Raw genomic sequence first — 18,984 nt, forward strand, 5'->3', positions numbered from 1 at the left:
GCTTATGTGGCAGAAAGTAAGCAGGTGGATATTTCTTTGCCGCGTTTTAAAGCCTTTGTGCGGGCAACAGAAGCCTATTGGCTTTGGGATGAGGTTGTGAGTGAAGATGGATTGTTGCTGTTGCAAGGAGATGAGGCGCGTTTAGCAGAGATTGCGCGCCTCCAGCAGGAACAGCGTGAGATTGCGGCGCACTTGAAAGCCATGCGTGCAACGCCGGTGCAAATTAAACGGGGGCAGTCATGAAGGAATGGTTTACTATTGCTGAATTGGCAGAGGCGGCTTTGCCAGGGTTGCCATCGACCTATAAAAGTCTTGAAAACCATGGACGGGCATATTGGAGAAAAAATGCTGAGCTTTCAAGGAAAATGGGAGGCAAAACGAAGCCGGTTTGGGAGTATCACATTTCCTTATTGCCGGAGGGTGCGCGGGCGGCATTGTTGGTGCGCTGTGGTGGGGCGTGTGTAAAAGAAGGCGATCAAAAGACAAGTGTTTGGGAACGTTATGAAGGGCTTTCAAAGGCGCATAAAAGACGTTGTGAAGAGCGTTTGAAGGCACTTTGTTCTATGGATGATTTGCTTCAAGCCGATATGGGTGTGCATGATGCGGCAAGTTTGTGTGCGGTGCAATTTGTTGTGAGTTGCAGATCGCTTTTTCATTGGCGGCAGATGGTGGAAGGGTATGAGCGCCCTGATTGGTTGGCAGCCTTAGCACCTTGTTATGGTGAGGAGAATGTTTCGCAATTTGCACCGTGTCATGAGGGGGCATGGGAGGTTTTGTGTTCGGATTATTTGCGTTCGTCCCGCCCTGCTTTTTCGGCCTGTTATCGATGCATGGTGATGGTGGCGCGTGAGAAAGGGTGGGCGCCCATTCCTTCAGAGCGGGCTTTGAGGCGCCGTTTTAACAGGCAAATTTCTAAGGCGGTTGTGGTGTTGGCGCGTGAGGGAGAAGAAAAGGCCAAGAAGCTTTATCCGGCCCAACGGCGTGATCGCTCGAGTTTGCATGCACTGCAAGCGGTGAATATGGACGGGCATAAGCTGGATGTTTTTGTGAGTGTTCCTTGGACAGAAAAGCCTGTGCGGCTTTATTTGATAGCGATACAGGATCTTTATTCGGGCAAGATTTTATCATGGCGTCTTTCGGATGCGGAGAGTTGGGAAATCGTGCGTTTGGTGATTGGTGATATGGTAGAGGCTTATGGGATACCGGAGCGCATGACCTTGGATAATGGGCGTTCTTTTACCAGCAAGTGGATTTCTGGGGGTGTACAAAATTGCTTTCGTTTTAAGATTAAACCGGATGATCCGCAGGGGCTTTTGACGAGTTTGGGTGTACAATTGCAATGGACAACCCCTTATAGTGGTCAGTCTAAACCGATTGAGCGGGCATGGCGTGATTTGGCAGAAGCAATTTCCAAACATCCTTTTTGTGCAGGGGCTTATACGGGCCATAAGCCGGATGCTAAGCCTGAAGATTATGGAAAACGTGCGATAGGATTTGAAGAATTCAAAGCCCATTTTGGCGCGCAGATTGTGGCGCATAATGGGCAAGCAGGGCGCAAGGCGCTTAATTGTGCGGGGCGAAGTTTTGATGAGACTTTTGTAGAAAGTTTGACAGCAGAGGGGACGATTATTCGGCAAGCAACGGCAGCACAGCGTGCTTTATGGCTTTTGACCTCAGAAGCATTGCGTACAAAAAAGAGCACGGGGGAGATCCATTTTTATGGCAATCGTTATTGGACGCGTGCGTTGAATGAGTATGCTGGGAAGAGGATGATTGTGCGCTTTGATCCGGATCATTTGCACCAAGATTTGCGGGTTTATGATTTGAACAATCGGTTGCTTTGTATGGCACCGTGTCTAGCGGATGTTGGTTTTTATGACCAGCAGGCAGCGCGTTTGAATGGGCGTTTGCGTAAAGAGTATGTGAAGGCAGTTAAAGTAGAAAAACGGTTGGCAGGCAAAGCTTGCGCCTGATCACTTGGCTGATGTTTATAGGCGCCTTGAACGAAAGGAAGATGGTTCAAAATCCAAGCCTATTGTTAAGCCAAAGGTTAGCCGCTTGATGCCAAACCATGCGGGGAATTTGGCTTTGAAAGCCAATAATTGTGAAGATTTAGGAAATGATGAAGCTTTGGGGGCTCGAGAATTTAGTCAACATTTGCACAAAGCTTTAAGACGGCTTTCTGTCTGTGATGAGAGGCGTGAAGTTAGCAAGTCTCCCGATGTGCGAGAACGGATTGGGGGATTTTTAAGGGAGCCGGTTTTGTATCGCGTACGGCTTTAGAGTAAAAAATGGGTAGGTTGGAGCCCTACCCATTCGATATCTAGATCAATACGAGAGGGAGATTATAGATGAAAAACGCGATAAATGCAACGGTCGATAAAAATCCTTGGGCGCGACCTAAAAACCAGCCCAGTGGAACAGCGCAAAACCGCAATAGTGATGATATTGCTTTATGGAATGAGCTTGTTGATTCGGTGAGAGCCTTGGCACAAATGAATGATTGGACGAAAGCAGAAGTGGCGCGGCGCATAGGGATGCCTGATGGGACGTTTTCGCAGTGGTATGCGGGCAGTTATGCAGGGCAGTTGGGTAAGCAAAATGCGAAGGTTCACCAATGGATTGAGGCTTTAAAAGAAACGGCGGGGCTTTTGAAGATGATCCCTGAGAAACCAGCCTTTCAGAGGAATCGTATAGCCAGTGAGATCATTGACACTTTAACGCTGGCACAAAGTACGGGGGACATGGTGATGATTACGCTTGATGCGGGCAATGGTAAGACAAAAACGTGTCGTCATACCTAAGAGCTAACAAAGTGTGGAATAGAGCCTATTTAACCTAAAGTTGAATAATAATTTATAGATTTTATATTATTCTTGAAGGCTTTATCATTATATCCTTCATGGGGGATACCATCGCAAAATATGGATGACGAACTTTAAGACACGTCTCTTTAAAAAAGCACGCGAACACGCAATTAAAATCTATTCTGTTTAGGGCATTTTATTTTGCATGAGTGATGTGATTCTATTAAATCGAGCATATAAACAAAAAATGATGAAAGAAAATTTTTCTTATGAAAACTCTCAGATAATAAAGAGCTTTAGCAATATTAAGAACTGAAAAAGTATATGATAGTGTATAAAAGATCTTATATATTTCACGAGAAACTTTACTCATAAAGGCCATAACGAAATAATTCTGCATACATCTAAGAGGTATTAAAAAAAACAAAGCGCGCAAATAGCCTCATACAAGCCATACTCTGAATATTTCACTATACTATAGAAAATACCTCTTATATAAATTTTTATGTAAAAATTAAATACCACCGCTCTCAATAATCAATTCTTATAGTATAACACAATAATCAATCACACCAGCACAATTGAGATCTAAAAAAACAATTATTGAAAAGCATACAACAGCTCACACTATTGATTACTCTTTCTAAAGTTTTGTTGCATGCTTCACAATTATTTACTACCTTATTATGCCTTCGAAATGTGCCTTTTAAAAGCTTTTTAAATATGAATCGGTTTAGCAAATGTTGCTAAAGCTGCTTCACGTACTGATTCTGATAAGGTAGGATGCGCATGACAACAACGTCCTAGATCTTCTGATGAACCACCAAATTCCATTAAAACTGCAATTTCATGGATCATTTCACCAGCACCAAATCCAAGAATATGCCCTCCCAGTACCCGATCTGTTTTTTTATCAGAAAGGATTTTAACAAACCCATCACTCTTTTGCATTGCGCGTGCACGACCATTGGCCATAAAAGGAAATTTGCCAACATTATATTCAATACCAGCAATTTTTAATTCTTCCTCTGTTTTTCCTACACTCGCAATTTCTGGCTGTGTATAAACGACACTAGGAATAACATCAAAATTAACATGACCTTTTTGCCCAGCCAAAATTTCTGCCACGGCAACGCCTTCTTCCTCTGCTTTATGAGCTAACATTGGTCCTTTTACAACATCACCAATCGCATAAATTCCTGGAATATTTGTCTGCCAATGTGCGTCAATTTCAACAAAACCACGTTCATCCAACTGGACGCCTGTCTCTTTTAAGCCAAGCCCTTCAGTATACGGAGAGCGTCCAGTAGCAATAAGCACAACATCTGCCTCTAAAGTTTCGGCCATACCATCTTTAATAGTTTCAAAGTTCACCTGAGCCGCTGAACCAGATTGTGTAATGGCTGTTACCTTTGCACCAGTTTTATATTCAATACCCTGTTTTTCCATTAATTTCTGAAATTGCCGTGAAACTTCACCATCCATTGAGCCCAAAACTTTATTAAGATACTCAATAATAGTAACTTTAGCACCTAAACGGCTCCAAACTGATCCAAGTTCTGAACCAATAACCCCAGCCCCCACGACAATCATACGCGCAGGTACTTTTTCAAGTGAAAGTGCTCCCGTAGAAGAGACGACAGTCTTTTCATCAATTTCAACATTCAGCCCTGGAATGCCTGAACTCTCTGAACCTGTAGCAATAATAATATTTTTCGTTTCAATCGTTTGTTTATTACCATCTTTGGCAACAAATTGCACACGCCTCGCACTTAAAATTTTAGCTGTCCCCCAAAAAGTATCAACTTTATTTTTTTTCATCAAAAAAGAAATACCACTTGTATTTGCTGTCACCACAGCTTTCTTATGAACCATCATTTGTTCAAGATTAAGTTTAGATTTTCCAATAGAAATACCAAGTGTTTCAAAACCATGTTGGGTTTCAGCAAACACTTCTGAAGCATGCAACAATGCTTTAGAAGGAATACAACCAATATTGAGACATGTTCCCCCTAATGTTGTACGCTTTTCAATAATTGCTACTTTAAGTCCCAATTGTGCGGCCTTTATTGCTGCTACATAACCACCTGGGCCCGCTCCGATCACAACCACATCATAAGACATCCGTTTCTCCTTTCATCCTGAAAACTGTATTTTACAAGTCAAGAACAAGGCGTTCCGGATCTTCTAAGCTTTCCTTAACACGCACAAGGAAAGTTACAGCTTCTTGACCATCTACAATACGGTGATCATAAGAAAGCGCTAAATACATCATGGGACGGATCACAACTTGGCCCTCAACAACCATTGCTCGCTCTTTAATTGCATGCATTCCTAAAATACCAGATTGTGGTACATTCAAAATCGGTGTTGACATCAACGATCCATATACACCACCATTTGTAATGGTAAAAGTTCCACCTTGCATATCAGAAACGGCTAATTTTCCATCACGCGCAAGACGTCCTAAACGGCCAATTTCCTTTTCAATTTCTGCCAAAGACATTTGATCTGCCTCACGCACCACTGGAACGACAAGTCCTTTATCTGTTCCAACGGCAATTCCAACATTGACATAGTTTTTGTAAACAATTTCTGTTCCATCAATTTCGGCATTAACAGCAGGAAGCTCTTTTAATGCATGACAAACAGCCTTGGTAAAAAAACCCATAAAACCAAGTTTAACACCATGTTTCTTTTCAAAAAGATCCTTATAACGTTTGCGCAAATCCATCACCGTTGACATATCAACCTCATTAAATGTGGTTAACATTGCTGCTACATTTTGCGCATCCTTAAGACGACGAGCAATTGTTTGACGCAATTTCGTCATACGAACCCGCTCTTCACGTGTTTCTTGAACAGATGTTGCCGAAAAACTGATTGCAGAAGAAGAAGGTGCTGGGATGTTTGTTCTTTTTTCTAACCCACCAAGAACATCTTCTTTAAGAATTTGTCCACGTTTTCCAGAACCTGAAATATCGCTTTTTGTAACATTATTTTCAGCCATCAATTTTGCTGCTGAAGGTGAAGGAGGCATTGTACTGCTCGAAGCAAGCTTCTCTGATTGCGATAAAGCCATTGGAACAGGTATAGCAGAAGGTGATGATGATTGGGAGGCACCAGCTTCGCCAGCTTTCACTGCTCCTAAAAGAGCATTCACTTCAACCGTATCGCCTTCTTTTGCGATGATTTCAGATAATTTCCCTGCAACAGGAGAAGGAACTTCAACTGTTACTTTATCAGTTTCTAATTCAACCAAAGGCTCATCTATCGCGACAGCTTCGCCAAGTTTTTTAAACCATTTACCAACTGTTGCTTCAGTAACCGATTCGCCCAAAGTAGGAACACGGATTTCAGTAGTCATAATATTTTTCCATACATCAGAGTAGTAACAAATTAAGAACCTAACGCGTCTTTAAGAAACGCAGCCAGTTGTTCAAGGTGTTTCACCATTAACCCAGAGGCCGGTGATGCACTCGCAGGACGCCCCGCATAACGAGCACGTGAATATTGCGCATTAATATGCGTCAAAACCCATTCCAAATAAGGCTCAATAAATGACCAAGCCCCCATGTTTTTTGGTTCTTCTTGGCACCAAAAAACTTCTGCCTGCAAAAAGCGCGACAACACATTCACTAAAACTTTTGCAGGAAAAGGATAAAGCTGTTCAACACGAAGGAGATAAACATCATCGATACCCTTTTTTTCACGTTCTTCATAAAGGTCGTAATAAACCTTGCCCGTACAAAGAACAACACGACGAATTTTATTATCTTTCTGCAACTTAATGACAGAATCTTTGAGATATTCTACATCATCAAGCAACACACGACAAAAACTTGTTTCTGGTCCCATTTCATTGAGAAAAGAAACAGCCCGCTTATGACGTAAAAGTGATTTGGGTGTCATCAAAATCAATGGCTTACGAAAATCACGCTTAATTTGCCGACGTAAAATATGAAAATAATTTGCAGGGGTTGTACAATTAGCAACCTGCATATTATCTTCCGCACAAAGTTGAAGAAAACGTTCTAAACGTGCAGAAGAATGCTCTGGTCCTTGCCCTTCAAAACCATGGGGTAATAAACACACAAGACCAGACATACGAAGCCACTTACGTTCTGCTGATGAAATAAATTGATCAAAAATGACCTGTGCACCATTAGAGAAATCACCAAATTGTGCTTCCCAAAGTGTTAATCCTCGTGGTTCAGCAAGAGAATATCCATATTCAAACCCAAGAACAGCTTCTTCAGAAAGCATAGAATTAACAACTTCATAAAGCGCTTGCCCTTTTTTTAAATGATTCAAAGGAATATAACGTGATTCATTTTCTTGATCATAAAGAACTGAATGACGTTGTGAAAAAGTTCCACGTTCAACATCTTCACCAGAAAGACGAACTGGCGCTCCTTCCAAACAAAGTGAACCAAAAGCTAAAGCTTCAGCAGTTGCCCAATCGATCCCCTCACCAGTTTCAAAAATTTTAGCACGATTGTTTAAAAAACGTTGAATGGTTTTATGAACATGAAAATCTTCTGGAACTTCGACAAGTTTCTGACCAATTTCCTTTAAAGTTTTTAACTCGACACCCGTTGTTCTAGAATTTTGCTCATCAGTATTATTACAAGCTTTGATTCCTGTCCAACTTCCATCAAGCCAATCAGCTTTATTAGGCTTATAAAAAGCACTTGCTTCAAGTTCACCTTCAAGCTTATCGCGCCATAACTTTTTTTGTTGCTCAATCTCTTCTGAAGTAACCACTCCTTCTTTTATCAATTGGTCACCATAAAGCTGAAGAGTTGTTTTATGATCACGAATTGCCTTATACATAAGCGGCTGTGTAAAGGAAGGTTCATCACCTTCATTATGTCCATAACGGCGATAACAAAACATATCAACGACCACCGGTTTATGAAAAATTTGACGAAACTCCGTTGCTATTTTAGCGACAAAAACAACAGCTTCAGGATCATCACCATTCACATGGAAAATTGGTGCATCAATCATTTTTGCGACATCTGATGGATAAGGCGAAGAACGTAAAAAACGTGGAACTGTTGTAAAACCAATCTGATTATTGATAATAACATGGATTGATCCTGCAACACGATAACCTTTAAGCCCTGAAAGACCAAAAGTTTCCTGAATAACACCTTGCCCTGCAAAAGCAGCATCACCGTGAATAAGCAACGGTAACACTTTTGCACGTTCACTTAATGGGAGTGAATCGGTACGTGTAGGCCCCACAAGTTGATCTTGTTTAGCACGTGCTTTACCCATCACAACCGGATCAACAATCTCAAGATGAGAGGGATTAGCCAAAAGTGACAAATGAACTTTATTCCCATCAAAATCCAAGTCAGCAGTAGTTCCTAAATGATATTTAACATCACCTGACCCTTCGACATCGTCTGGCTTATAAGATCCTCCTTTAAATTCATGAAAAATAGCTCTATGCGACTTAGCGAGGACTTGTGAAAGAACATTTAAACGACCACGATGCGCCATTCCTAAAATAACGTCTTGCACCCCTAAAGTGCTACCATATTTAATAATCTGTTCAAGAGCAGGAATCAGCGCTTCACCACCATCGAGTCCAAAGCGCTTTGTACCTTTATATTTAGTATCTAAAAACTGTTCGAATCCTTCTGCCTGAATAAGTTTATTCAGGATAGCTTTCTTATCTTGTTGTGTGAAAGAAATTCTCTTATCCCGTCCTTCAATGCGTTCTTGAAGCCATGCTTTTTGAACCGGATCAGAAACATGCATATATTCCACACCGATTGTTGAACAATAGGTACGATTGAGAATCTCCAGCATTTGCGGAATAGTTGCATATTCCAATCCTAAAACATTATCAATAAAAATGGGACGTTCGTAATCAGCCTGAGTAAAACCATAAGCCTCTGGAGAAAGTTCCTTATAATCTTCAAGTTTTTCTGCTAATTGAAGAGGATCAAGCTGTGCTCGAAGATGCCCACGTGCTCGAAACGCACGAATCATCATAATTGCATGAACAGAATCACGCGTTGCACGAATAATATCTTGTTCACTGGAAATTTTCCCCTTTTTTGCAGCACTAGTTACTGCTTTTTCCTTTAATTTATCGCCAAGATATCTTTCAAGAGAAGACCAATCACCATCAATAGCAGAAACCAACTCACCATTCGCCTTTAACGGCCAATGATCACGTTGCCATGTTGCTCCTTCAGCATTTTTGAGAACATCTTCTTTGTTATCATGAAGTCCCTCAAAAAAAGCACGCCACTGTGAATCAACGCTGGTAGGATCTTTTTCATATTGAGCATAAAGTTGATCTATATAATCTGCATTCCCACCATAAAGAAATGACGTTTGTGCAAAAAGACTATTTATCTCGTCCTGCCTTGCCATATACCTTTCCGGAACATCTATTCCGTCTCCTTATATCTTTTTTCAACCTTTTAATGCTTACAAAACAAATGAGGATTTGAATATTCAAAAAAGTTTTACTTTTTTCTACTCAAGTTTTTTACCTGAATTAAGAATATATTCTTACTTCAGGCAAAATTTTCTTTTAGCCTTTCAAAACTGACATTAAAGTTTTACCTATTTGTGATGGTGAAGGAGAAACCCGAATCCCTGCAGATTCCATTGCCGCAATTTTATCTTCTGCCCCACCTTTACCACCAGAAATAACAGCACCAGCATGTCCCATTGTACGTCCTGGAGGAGCCGTACGGCCAGCAATAAATCCAACAACTGGCTTTTTACGACCTTTTTTTGCTTCATCTTGCAAAAACTGTGCTGCGTCTTCTTCAGCAGAACCACCAATTTCACCAATCATAACAATAGATTGGGTTTCATCATCTGCTAAAAACATTTCCAACACATCAATAAATTCAATCCCCTTAACAGGATCTCCACCAATCCCTATAGCAGTTGTTTGTCCAAGACCTTCCTGACTCGTTTGAAAAACTGCTTCATAAGTTAAAGTTCCAGACCGCGAGACAATCCCAACAGAACCTTTTCTAAAAATAGAACCAGGCATAATACCAATTTTACATTCATTTGGTGTTAGAATACCAGGACAATTAGGGCCAACAAGACGAGACTTTGAGTTTTCTAATCGCGCCTTCACTTTAACCATATCCATAACGGGAATACCTTCCGTAATACAGATAATTAAACGAACTTCAGCTTCAATAGCTTCTATAATAGCTGCCGCAGCTCCTGCAGGAGGAACATAAATAACGGAAGCATCCGCGCCTGTTTTTTCTTTTGCCTCTGCAACACTAGCAAAAATAGGAAGAGTTTCACCTTTTGAACCTTCCCATGTTTCTCCACCCTTTTTAGGATTAACACCTCCAACCATTTGCGTACCATGATAAGCAAGCGCCTGTTCTGTATGAAATGTTCCTGTTTTTCCTGTAAGTCCTTGAACTAGAACTTTTGTCTCTTTATTCACAAGAATGGACATCGCTTAAGCTCCCTTCACGGCTGCAACAATTTTTTGAGCAGCATCATCTAAATCATTAGCAGGAATAACATTCAAATCACTGTCATTGATAATTGCTTTACCCTGCTCAACATTAGTACCTTCAAGACGAACAACCAAGGGAACCTTTAAACCAACCTCACGAACAGCAGCAACAACACCTTCAGCAATGACATCACAACGCATAATACCACCAAAAATGTTAACCAAAATACCCTTAACATTTGGATCAGCCGTAATAATCTTAAAAGCAGCTGTCACCTTTTCTTTTGAGGCTCCACCACCAACATCCAAAAAGTTTGCTGGCTCATCTCCATAAAGCTTAATGATATCCATTGTTGCCATAGCAAGACCCGCGCCATTTACCATACAACCAATTGTACCTTCAAGGGCAACATAAGCAAGATCATGCTTTGATGCTTCGATTTCTCTTGGATCTTCTTCTGAAAGATCACGCAATTCTAAAAGATCTGGATGACGAAACAGAGCATTATTATCAAAAGAAACTTTTGCATCAAGAACACGCAAATGACCATCTTTCATCACGATAAGCGGGTTGATTTCTAAAAGGCTCATATCTTTTTCACAAAACGCCTTATAGAGAATTGGAAAAAGCTTTTCACCATCTTCCCGTGCACTATCGCGCAATTCCAATGCATCGCAAAGTCTTTCACAATCAGCAGAAGTAATACCTTTTACAGCATCAATGGGCAGTGTTAATATTTTTTCTGGTGTCTTTTCAGCAACTATTTCAATATCCATTCCGCCTTCTGTTGAAACAACGAAAGCAATTTGACCAACACTGCGATCAACCAAAAGTGAAAGATAAAGTTCCCGCTCAATATTGGCACCATCTTCAATATAAATGCGATTAACCTGCTTACCCTCTGGACCAGTTTGTTTGGTTACCAAAGTTTTTCCAAGCATTTCTTGAACATTTGCAACAACTTCTTCAACAGAGTGTGCAAGCCGAACACCACCCTTTGCATCAGGACCAAGTTCTTTAAACTTACCCTTACCACGACCACCGGCGTGTATCTGACTTTTAACCACATAGAGAGATCCGGGTAATTTTTTTGCCCATTTTTCAGCTTGCTCTATAGAATAAACAGCAACACCATTTGCAATTGGCGCTCCATATTTATGAAGCAAACGTTTGGCCTGATACTCATGGATATTCATACATTTGTCCTTTTTTTTATGGATTATTATTAATCCTAAAGTTCTAATATTCTAAATACTTTCTTTTTATGAACTAAATCTTATTCTATTTACTTGAGACTAGACACAAGAGAAATACAAGCTTCACAAAGCTTTTTAACTGCATCTACTGAATGATCAAAAGCACTTCTTTCCTCTTTATTAAGATCAATCTCAATGACCCGCTCAACACCACCTGCACCAAGGACAACAGGAACACCAACATAGGTATCATTAACCCCATATTCTCCTGAAAGATAGGCTGCAACAGGCACAACACGCTTAGCATCCTTTAAATAAGCTTCAGCCATAGAAACAGCAGAAGCTGCTGGAGCATAATAAGCAGAACCTGTTTTTAACAAACCAACAATTTCTGCACCACCATCACGAGTACGTTGGATAATTTGATCAATTCTTTTCTGTGTTGTCCAACCCATTTTAACAAGATCAGGTAAAGGAATACCCGCAACTGTTGAATAACGCACCAAAGGCACCATTGAATCACCGTGACCTCCTAAAACAAATGCTGTTACATCTTTAACAGAGACTTTAAACTCCTCAGCCAAGAAACGACGAAAACGTGCTGAATCAAGAATACCTGCCATACCAACCACTTTATGAGTAGGAAGTCCTGAAAATTTTTGCAATGCCCATACCATTGCATCAAGAGGATTTGTAATGCAAATAACAAAAGCTGAAGGTGCATATTTTTTAATTCCAGCACCAACTTGTTCCATAACTTTTAGATTAATACTCAAAAGATCATCACGGCTCATACCAGGTTTGCGTGCAACCCCTGCTGTTACAATAACAACATCAACTCCTTCAATTGCTTCATAAGCATTTGCGCCTTTCAAATTGATATCAAAACCATCAATAGGTGAAGATTCAGCAATATCAAGAGCTTTACCTTGTGGTATATCTTCTACAATATCAAATAAAATAACATCACCAAGCTCTTTAAGCCCAATAATATGCGCTAAAGTACCACCAATCATTCCTGCACCAATCAGAGCTATTTTTTTTCGTGCCATTTTATTTTTTCCTAACTTTTAAATAATTCAACGCACACTGATCAGCGTCCGTATTTTTGACTTCAATCATATAAAAACAATATCATAAAAAGGAGTAAAGAAATGAAATTTAAAATTTTCTATTCTTAACAAAAACAACAACCCTCCGCAGAAATAACTATTAGAAAATTATTATGATGTATCGATAAAGTGAATTTAAAAAAAATACAACAGAATTATTCCATACCTTTAATTTCAAAGAGTTATTGTTTTTACAATTTACGTAAAGGTAAAGTATACTCAACACTTATTCTTCAAAAGAAAATATTTTTCCCAAAGTTTTAAATAATCGTGGCTTTGCATTTCAAAAAGACGCGACTGTGTTCTTTGAAACTCAAATGCTTCCGTAATTTGCGCCTGCCCCTTATACAAATCCTCTACACCTGCTGCTATCGACATAAACAACCGTATGTGGCGCTCATAAAGAATATCAATGAGTAAAATAAACCGTTTTGTTTCATTGCGGCATGTATCATCCATAACCGGTACATTATCGATAAAAATCGTATGATAATGCTCTCCTAATACTAAATACTCAACCGCTGCCAAAGGCTTTACACATAAGTCTCTATAATCAAAACGTGCACATCCTGCACCAACACGCGGAATAGAAATAACACGTCCTTTTATAGAAAGCTCATCAGATATCTCTCTATGCCCTTGCAATACACGGATCCATGCTTGCTCCATACATTCATCTGCTTTTTTCCCTAGAGGTGTTACATATACGGACTGTAGATTTGATTTTTCAAGCCGATAATCTGTTTTTGCATCAAGATTAACAACACAAACATATGCTTTCAAAATTCGAATAAAAGGCAAAAAGAGTTCACGATTTAAGCCATTATAATAAAGGTTATCCGGTGCTACATTTGAAGTTGCAATAAAGAAAATTTCTTTATCAAACAAAAAAGAAATAAGTCGCCCCAAAACCATAGCATCAGCAATATCTGTTACACTAAATTCGTCAAAGCAAAGTACCTTTGCTTCTCGTGCAAGATCTTCAGCAACAGCTAAAATAGGATTATCTTGTTTTGATTTTGCGTGTCCAGATTGACGATAAAAATTAATACGCTCATGCACATCAGCCATAAAATCATTAAAATGAGCGCGCTTTTTATGACCTTCTGGCAAACAAGAAAAGAACAAATCCATTAGCATAGTTTTGCCCCGTCCTACTTCACCATAAATATAGAGTCCTTGATAAGAATCATTTTCATCCCCTTGTTTCACAAGACAAGAAATATTTTGTTTTTTCTTTTTCAATATTCTTTGTAAAAAAGACCAAAATATCCAAAACCAAGGACGAGAAACATTTTGTTCCGTAATTTTTTTTAATAAATGATCAAAATGCTCTGTCACAGCTAACTGAACTGAATCAAAACAAACTTCCCCTTTAGAGACAAGCTCTTTATAGCGTGTTGACACAAGAAACATCTAAACAACCTTTTTAAAACCGCTCTCAATAAAAAATACAAATTCTTTTCATGAATCTGTCCATCTAGCTTATTTGTTTACAAGTGATCAAAAAACGATCTAACGGCTTAAAACAACTGAACGATCATCAAGCGTGCGCCCCTCAAAACGATCAACATTTGAAGAATAAAGAGAAATAATAACACGTCCAGAGTTATTATAAAAATATAATCTTTTTCCTTTAACAGCCCACGACGTTACTTGAGAAGCAATTCCTGGACAGTGTAAAGGACCAGCTCGGTACCCTTGTCCAAACTTTGTTTGTGGTGTTGCAATTCGACAAACTTTACCTCCCATAGAAAGATTCCATACCCCAGCAATACTTGCAGGAAATAAATCAATGGCATTGCTTGGCAATTCGAGACTAGCCATTCGTCCATCGCTCTGAGAATCTCCTTTCTCATACATCGAAGCGTTTGCGAATTCAGAAGTAGAAGAAAGATCAGACGCTTCCAATGTTGTTATTTGCTGAGTTGGATAAAAAATTTCTAATGAGTTACTATTATTATTACTATCAAACCGCGTTGTTGAACATCCCCCTAAAAGCATTACAGTTGACATTGCAACGAAAAATGAAATTTTTGAAAACGACATAACTTTACTCTCTCCCATGACAATAAATAAGTTCACAAAAAATTAAATGAATATTTATTACAAAGATAAATTAATAAATTAAAAAAACAGGATTAAAATCCCTTATTTTAAATGGAATAATTTATGTAGCCAGTTTTATATTTATTAAACACTAGAAATTTATAAGACTTTTAATCATATATCTCTTGATAAGTGATATTAAGTAATATTTAGAATGTAGAATAGAGAAGTTTCATGAAAACGCCATTTAGCAAAATGGACGGTCTTGGAAATCAGATTATTATTGCTGATATGCGCGAAAGCACACAAGCTCTTACACCACAAGCAATCCTTTCTTTATCGGCAGATGCAGAAATGCATTTTGATCAAATCATGGCTATTCACCCACCAATCCAGAAAGATGCCGACTTCCGCATCGAAATATGGAATGCTGATGGTTCAAAGGCTAAAGCCTGTGGTAATGGTACTCGCTGCGTCATTGCGTGGCTCACAGACCACAATCTTGGTGACAATTTTCGGTTAGAAACTCCTGCTGGAATTCTTGAAGGAAAACGCCAAGCTGGCAATCTCATCTCTGTTGATATGGGATGCCCAAATTTCAATGCAAAAGAGATGCCTGTTTCACGTGAAATAGTTGATACCAATCACGTAGAAATTACGGCTGGTCCCTTAAAAGATGCTTGTCTCATATCTATTGGTAATCTCCATGCTATTTTTTTTATTGAAAATGATATTCAACATATTCCATTGGAAAAATATGGACCAAAACTTGAACATGATCCCTTATTTCCAGAACGGTGTAATATTTCCATTGCTTGCATAACGTCAAAGAAAAGTCTAAATTTACGCACATGGGAACGAGGAGCAGGATTAACACAAGCATGTGGGAGTGCTGCTTGTGCAAGTGCGGTGGCTGCTTATCGACGTGGTCTTACACAACGCCATATCGATGTAAACTTACCAAGGGGAGCACTTAATATTTTTTACCGAGAAGACGATCACATTATTATGACAGGACCCATAAAATATCAATTTAGTGGTTTTTTAAACCCTTTAACAGGATGCTATAAAAAGGATCACTCTTGATGGCAATAGAAATTGTAACTTTTGGTTGTCGACTCAATAGCTACGAATCGGAAATCATTCGCAAAGAAAGCACTTCTTCAGGGCTAGACCAACTCAAAGATGGTGCTATTATTTTTAATACCTGCGCTGTCACTGCCGAAGCAGTGCGACAAGCAAAACAAGCCATCCGTAAAGCACGCCGTGAAAATCCTCACGCGCGCATCATTGTAACAGGATGTGCAGCCCAAACAGAAGCACAAAATTTTTCCTCAATGACAGAAGTTGATCTTATTTTAGGAAACGAAGATAAACTTCACGCTCATTCTTATCGTCAACTTCCTGATTTTGGTATTAACCATTCCGAAAAGGTGCGGATCAATGATATTATGGAAGTGAAAAAAATTGCTCCACATATGGTGAGTTCAATGCAAGAACGTACCCGGGCTTTTGTACAGGTACAAAACGGATGCGATCATCGCTGTACATTTTGCATTATTCCTTACGGGCGTGGACCATCTCGTTCAGTTCCCATGGGAGCTGTCATAGAACAAATTAAAAAGCTAATAGATGTGGGGATTCAAGAAGTGGTCCTTACAGGTGTCGACCTTACAAGTTATGGTCACGATCTTCCTGGAAAAGCTACTCTAGGAAAATTAACTTCAGCAATTTTACATCATGTCCCTGATTTGCCTCGATTACGCCTTTCATCTATTGACTCTATTGAAGCAGACGAAGAACTTATAAATCTTTTAGCTTATGAGAAAAGAATCATGCCACATTTGCATTTATCCTTACAAGCAGGTGATAATATGATTTTAAAACGTATGAAACGGCGGCATTTACGTGAACAAGCCATTCAATTTTGCCAAGAATTACGTGCCAAACGTCCTACAATGGTTTATGGTGCCGACTTAATTGCTGGTTTTCCTACGGAAACAGAAGAGATGTTTCAAAATAGTCTTGCTTTGATTAAAGATTGTAATTTAACTCATCTCCACATCTTCCCCTTTAGCCCAAGAGAAGGAACACCTGCCGCACGGATGCCACAAATCAACCGTAAAATAATTAAGCTGCGTGCTGAAAGATTGCGGAAAGCAGGTGATAAGGCTTACCAAAATCATCTTGCTCATTTACAAAATAGTCAACAAACAATTCTCGTTGAAAAAGATGAAATCGGACGAACAGAAGATTATACTCTTGTACAAATTAAAGGTGCAAAAGCAGGAACAATTGTTCAAGCCCTTATTGTTGACCATGATAACGATAAATTAATTGCTGTCCTTCCAAAATTAAATGCTGCTTGAGCAGGAAATTTCTTATGACAAAATCTTTTATAAAAAAAATATTCTCTTTCAGCAAATCTAAAGAGCAGGAGATGGAGGAAATTTCTATTCCTGATAAAAGTGATATAATAGAAAAAAACAAAGATAAAGATGAAAGGACAAAAAGCAACCCAACCTTTATAGATACAGGAAAAGAAGAACAAATAAAAAGTCAAAAGTCAACAACTACAAAATTTGATCAAAAAAAACCATCTTCAGAACCAAATTCTGATAAATTTTCCTTTTCTAGTAAAATTATTGTCGCAAATACCATCCATGAAAAAAAGAATGAAGAAATTTTACCTACTACCTCTATTGAACAAAAAAAGACAGCATGGTTAGGGCGCCTTAAAAAAGGGCTATCTCTTTCTTCACAACGCCTAAGTGGATCAATTAGCGACCTATTTGTTAAAAGAAAACTTGATGAAAGTACATTGCAAGAACTTGAAGATATTCTTATCCAAGCTGATCTTGGTATAGAAACAGTGACACGCATCACGAATACTTTAGCTTCCAATCGTTATGGAAAAGATCTCTCCACAGATGACATTCATACTATTGTCGCTGATGAGATCAAAAAAGTTCTAGAACCTGTTGCAGTACCATTAGAACTTGATCTCAGCTATAAACCTCATGTTATTTTGCTGGTAGGTGTAAATGGCACTGGAAAAACGACAACTATTGGAAAACTTACAGCCAAATTAACAGAAGGTGGATTAAAAGTTATGCTCGCAGCTGGTGATACTTTTCGAGCCGCAGCTATTGAGCAACTACATATTTGGGGTGAACGTACCAATTCTCCTGTTATTTCAACAAAATTGGGTGCAGATGCAGCAAGTTTAGCCTTTGATGCTTTTGAGAGAGCAACAAAAGCAAATAGTGATGTGTTAATTATTGATACAGCAGGGCGTTTACAAAATAAATCTGAATTAATGGATGAATTGGCAAAAATTATTCGTGTTTTAAGAAAACACAATCTTCAAGCGCCCCATACAATCCTTCAAACGCTTGATGCAACTACTGGACAAAATGCACTTAACCAAGTGGATATTTTCCGTGATATTGCTGGTGTTAATGGTTTAGTCATGACAAAGCTGGATGGAACCGCACGAGGAGGAATTCTTGTTGCTATCGCAGCAAAATATAAATTACCCGTTCATTTTATCGGTATAGGAGAGAATCTTGAAGACCTTCAACCTTTTTCTGCTTCTGACTTTGCCGAAACTATTGCAGGAAAACATACATGAAACAACCTTTATCTAACCCTAATTCACATAACAACTCTGAAAAAAATATGAATAATAATAAGAAATCCTCTCTTTCACCGACACTTAAATTTCTCTTGGAAATGGGTCCATTAGTTGCTTTCTTTTTTGCCAATTACAAGGGAGAGTGGTTGATAAAAAACATTGAATTTTTTCAGACTTTTAACAAACCTATTTTCCCAGCAACAGCTATTTTCATGGTAGCGATTATTATTTCTCTAAGCTTATCATGGATCATTGCAAGACAAATTCCTATTATGCCTCTTATTTCAGGAATATTTGTTTTAGTCTTTGGCTTTCTAACTCTCTGGCTTCATAATGAAACTTTCATAAAAATGAAACCAACAATAATTAATAGCTTATTTGCTTTTATACTTTTTAGTGGTATGCTCTTTAAAAAACCGCTTTTACGTTATGCTTTTGATTCTACTTTAAAACTTGATGATTTAGGTTGGCAAAAGCTTACCTATCGTTGGGCATTTTTTTTCGTTTTCCTTGCCATTTTAAACGAAATTATTTGGCGCAATTTTAGCGATAATTTTTGGACTAATTTCAAAGTATTTGGCGTTATGCCTATAACAGTTCTTTTCATGATTACCCAAATGCCTATTATTATAAAACATTCACAAGGGCTTTTTATAGAAGAGGACAAATCTGATTCTTAATAAAATTCACCATTACAAACTATTCTATAGTTTT

13 protein-coding genes and 2 pseudogenes are annotated in these 18,984 nt (G+C 38.8%); 7 read left to right on the forward strand and 8 right to left on the reverse strand.

Going from position 1 to position 18,984, the window contains the following annotated elements; all coding sequences use genetic code 11:
* The 3 genes and pseudogenes from MCY_RS04755 to MCY_RS04765 all read left to right on the forward strand — a co-directional run.
* Nucleotides 1-243: pseudogene (locus tag MCY_RS04755) on the forward strand (hypothetical protein); the annotation flags it as partial.
* Nucleotides 240-2,283 (forward strand): annotated as a pseudogene (locus MCY_RS04760) (transposase domain-containing protein). The pseudogenes MCY_RS04755 and MCY_RS04760, both read left to right, overlap by 4 nt.
* A 68-nt stretch (nt 2,284-2,351) precedes the next feature.
* Nucleotides 2,352-2,804 (forward strand): TniB family NTP-binding protein, encoded by a 453-nt coding sequence (locus MCY_RS04765; RefSeq protein ID WP_007347242.1) that lies wholly within the window; start codon nt 2,352-2,354, stop codon nt 2,802-2,804.
* 720 nt (nt 2,805-3,524) lie between these two features.
* On the opposite strand, the gene lpdA is transcribed toward MCY_RS04765, so the two are convergent.
* The 8 genes from lpdA to MCY_RS04805 form a co-directional block, all read right to left on the reverse strand.
* Nucleotides 3,525-4,931: a dihydrolipoyl dehydrogenase gene (lpdA, locus tag MCY_RS04770; protein ID WP_007347243.1), complete on the reverse strand. Its 1,407-nt coding sequence runs from the start codon at nt 4,929-4,931 to the stop codon at nt 3,525-3,527.
* A 31-nt stretch (nt 4,932-4,962) separates the two neighbouring features.
* Nucleotides 4,963-6,174 (reverse strand): 2-oxoglutarate dehydrogenase complex dihydrolipoyllysine-residue succinyltransferase, encoded by a 1,212-nt coding sequence (odhB, locus tag MCY_RS04775; protein ID WP_007347244.1) that lies wholly within the window; start codon nt 6,172-6,174, stop codon nt 4,963-4,965.
* Between the two features lie 32 nt (nt 6,175-6,206).
* Nucleotides 6,207-9,206, reverse strand: a complete 3,000-nt coding sequence (locus tag MCY_RS04780) for a 2-oxoglutarate dehydrogenase E1 component (RefSeq protein ID WP_007347245.1) — start codon at nt 9,204-9,206, stop codon at nt 6,207-6,209.
* A 163-nt stretch (nt 9,207-9,369) separates the two neighbouring features.
* Complete coding sequence (gene sucD / locus MCY_RS04785; RefSeq protein WP_007347246.1) at nt 9,370-10,272, reverse strand: succinate--CoA ligase subunit alpha; 903 nt, start codon at nt 10,270-10,272, stop codon at nt 9,370-9,372.
* 3 nt (nt 10,273-10,275) lie between these two features.
* Nucleotides 10,276-11,472: an ADP-forming succinate--CoA ligase subunit beta gene (sucC, locus tag MCY_RS04790; RefSeq protein WP_007347247.1), complete on the reverse strand. Its 1,197-nt coding sequence runs from the start codon at nt 11,470-11,472 to the stop codon at nt 10,276-10,278.
* A gap of 89 nt (nt 11,473-11,561) precedes the next feature.
* Complete coding sequence (gene mdh, locus MCY_RS04795) at nt 11,562-12,524, reverse strand: malate dehydrogenase (protein ID WP_007347248.1); 963 nt, start codon at nt 12,522-12,524, stop codon at nt 11,562-11,564.
* A 279-nt stretch (nt 12,525-12,803) separates the two neighbouring features.
* Entirely contained in the window at nt 12,804-14,000 is a 1,197-nt protein-coding gene (zapE, locus tag MCY_RS04800) for a cell division protein ZapE (protein ID WP_007347249.1), read from the reverse strand.
* Between the two features lie 99 nt (nt 14,001-14,099).
* Complete coding sequence (locus tag MCY_RS04805) at nt 14,100-14,633, reverse strand: AprI/Inh family metalloprotease inhibitor (protein ID WP_007347250.1); 534 nt, start codon at nt 14,631-14,633, stop codon at nt 14,100-14,102.
* 234 nt (nt 14,634-14,867) lie between these two features.
* Here MCY_RS04805 and dapF point away from each other — a divergent pair, with 234 nt between their 5' ends.
* From dapF to MCY_RS04825, 4 genes are read left to right on the forward strand one after another with little or no spacing between them, the layout of a single operon-like run.
* Nucleotides 14,868-15,719, forward strand: coding sequence for a diaminopimelate epimerase (gene dapF, locus MCY_RS04810; protein WP_007347251.1), 852 nt, complete (start codon nt 14,868-14,870; stop codon nt 15,717-15,719).
* Entirely contained in the window at nt 15,719-17,002 is a 1,284-nt protein-coding gene (mtaB, locus tag MCY_RS04815) for a tRNA (N(6)-L-threonylcarbamoyladenosine(37)-C(2))-methylthiotransferase MtaB (RefSeq protein WP_007347252.1), read from the forward strand. The genes dapF and mtaB overlap by 1 nt, the downstream gene beginning before the upstream one ends.
* Nucleotides 17,003-17,016: 14 nt before the next feature.
* Complete coding sequence (gene ftsY, locus MCY_RS04820; protein WP_007347253.1) at nt 17,017-18,267, forward strand: signal recognition particle-docking protein FtsY; 1,251 nt, start codon at nt 17,017-17,019, stop codon at nt 18,265-18,267.
* The gene (locus tag MCY_RS04825) at nt 18,264-18,950 is read left to right on the forward strand and encodes a septation protein A (RefSeq protein ID WP_007347254.1); all 687 of its coding nucleotides are present in this window, start codon (nt 18,264-18,266) and stop codon (nt 18,948-18,950) included. The genes ftsY and MCY_RS04825 overlap by 4 nt, the downstream gene beginning before the upstream one ends.
* The last annotated feature ends 34 nt before the right edge of the window (nt 18,951-18,984 follow it).

The sequence above is a fragment of the Bartonella rattimassiliensis 15908 genome (assembly GCF_000278215.1).
Lineage (GTDB): Bacteria > Pseudomonadota > Alphaproteobacteria > Rhizobiales > Rhizobiaceae > Bartonella > Bartonella rattimassiliensis.

Coding starts and splice junctions, on each gene's coding strand:
- MCY_RS04780 (WP_007347245.1), bottom strand. CDS start 9,206: ATGGCAAGGCAGGACGAGATAAATAGTCTTTTTGCACAAACGTCATTT.
- lpdA (WP_007347243.1), bottom strand. CDS start 4,931: ATGTCTTATGATGTGGTTGTGATCGGAGCGGGCCCAGGTGGTTATGTA.
- MCY_RS04805 (WP_007347250.1), bottom strand. CDS start 14,633: ATGTCGTTTTCAAAAATTTCATTTTTCGTTGCAATGTCAACTGTAATG.
- dapF (WP_007347251.1), top strand. CDS start 14,868: ATGAAAACGCCATTTAGCAAAATGGACGGTCTTGGAAATCAGATTATT.
- MCY_RS04825 (WP_007347254.1), top strand. CDS start 18,264: ATGAAACAACCTTTATCTAACCCTAATTCACATAACAACTCTGAAAAA.
- odhB (WP_007347244.1), bottom strand. CDS start 6,174: ATGACTACTGAAATCCGTGTTCCTACTTTGGGCGAATCGGTTACTGAA.
- mtaB (WP_007347252.1), top strand. CDS start 15,719: ATGGCAATAGAAATTGTAACTTTTGGTTGTCGACTCAATAGCTACGAA.
- mdh (WP_007347248.1), bottom strand. CDS start 12,524: ATGGCACGAAAAAAAATAGCTCTGATTGGTGCAGGAATGATTGGTGGT.
- zapE (WP_007347249.1), bottom strand. CDS start 14,000: ATGTTTCTTGTGTCAACACGCTATAAAGAGCTTGTCTCTAAAGGGGAA.
- MCY_RS04765 (WP_007347242.1), top strand. CDS start 2,352: ATGAAAAACGCGATAAATGCAACGGTCGATAAAAATCCTTGGGCGCGA.
- sucC (WP_007347247.1), bottom strand. CDS start 11,472: ATGAATATCCATGAGTATCAGGCCAAACGTTTGCTTCATAAATATGGA.
- sucD (WP_007347246.1), bottom strand. CDS start 10,272: ATGTCCATTCTTGTGAATAAAGAGACAAAAGTTCTAGTTCAAGGACTT.
- ftsY (WP_007347253.1), top strand. CDS start 17,017: ATGACAAAATCTTTTATAAAAAAAATATTCTCTTTCAGCAAATCTAAA.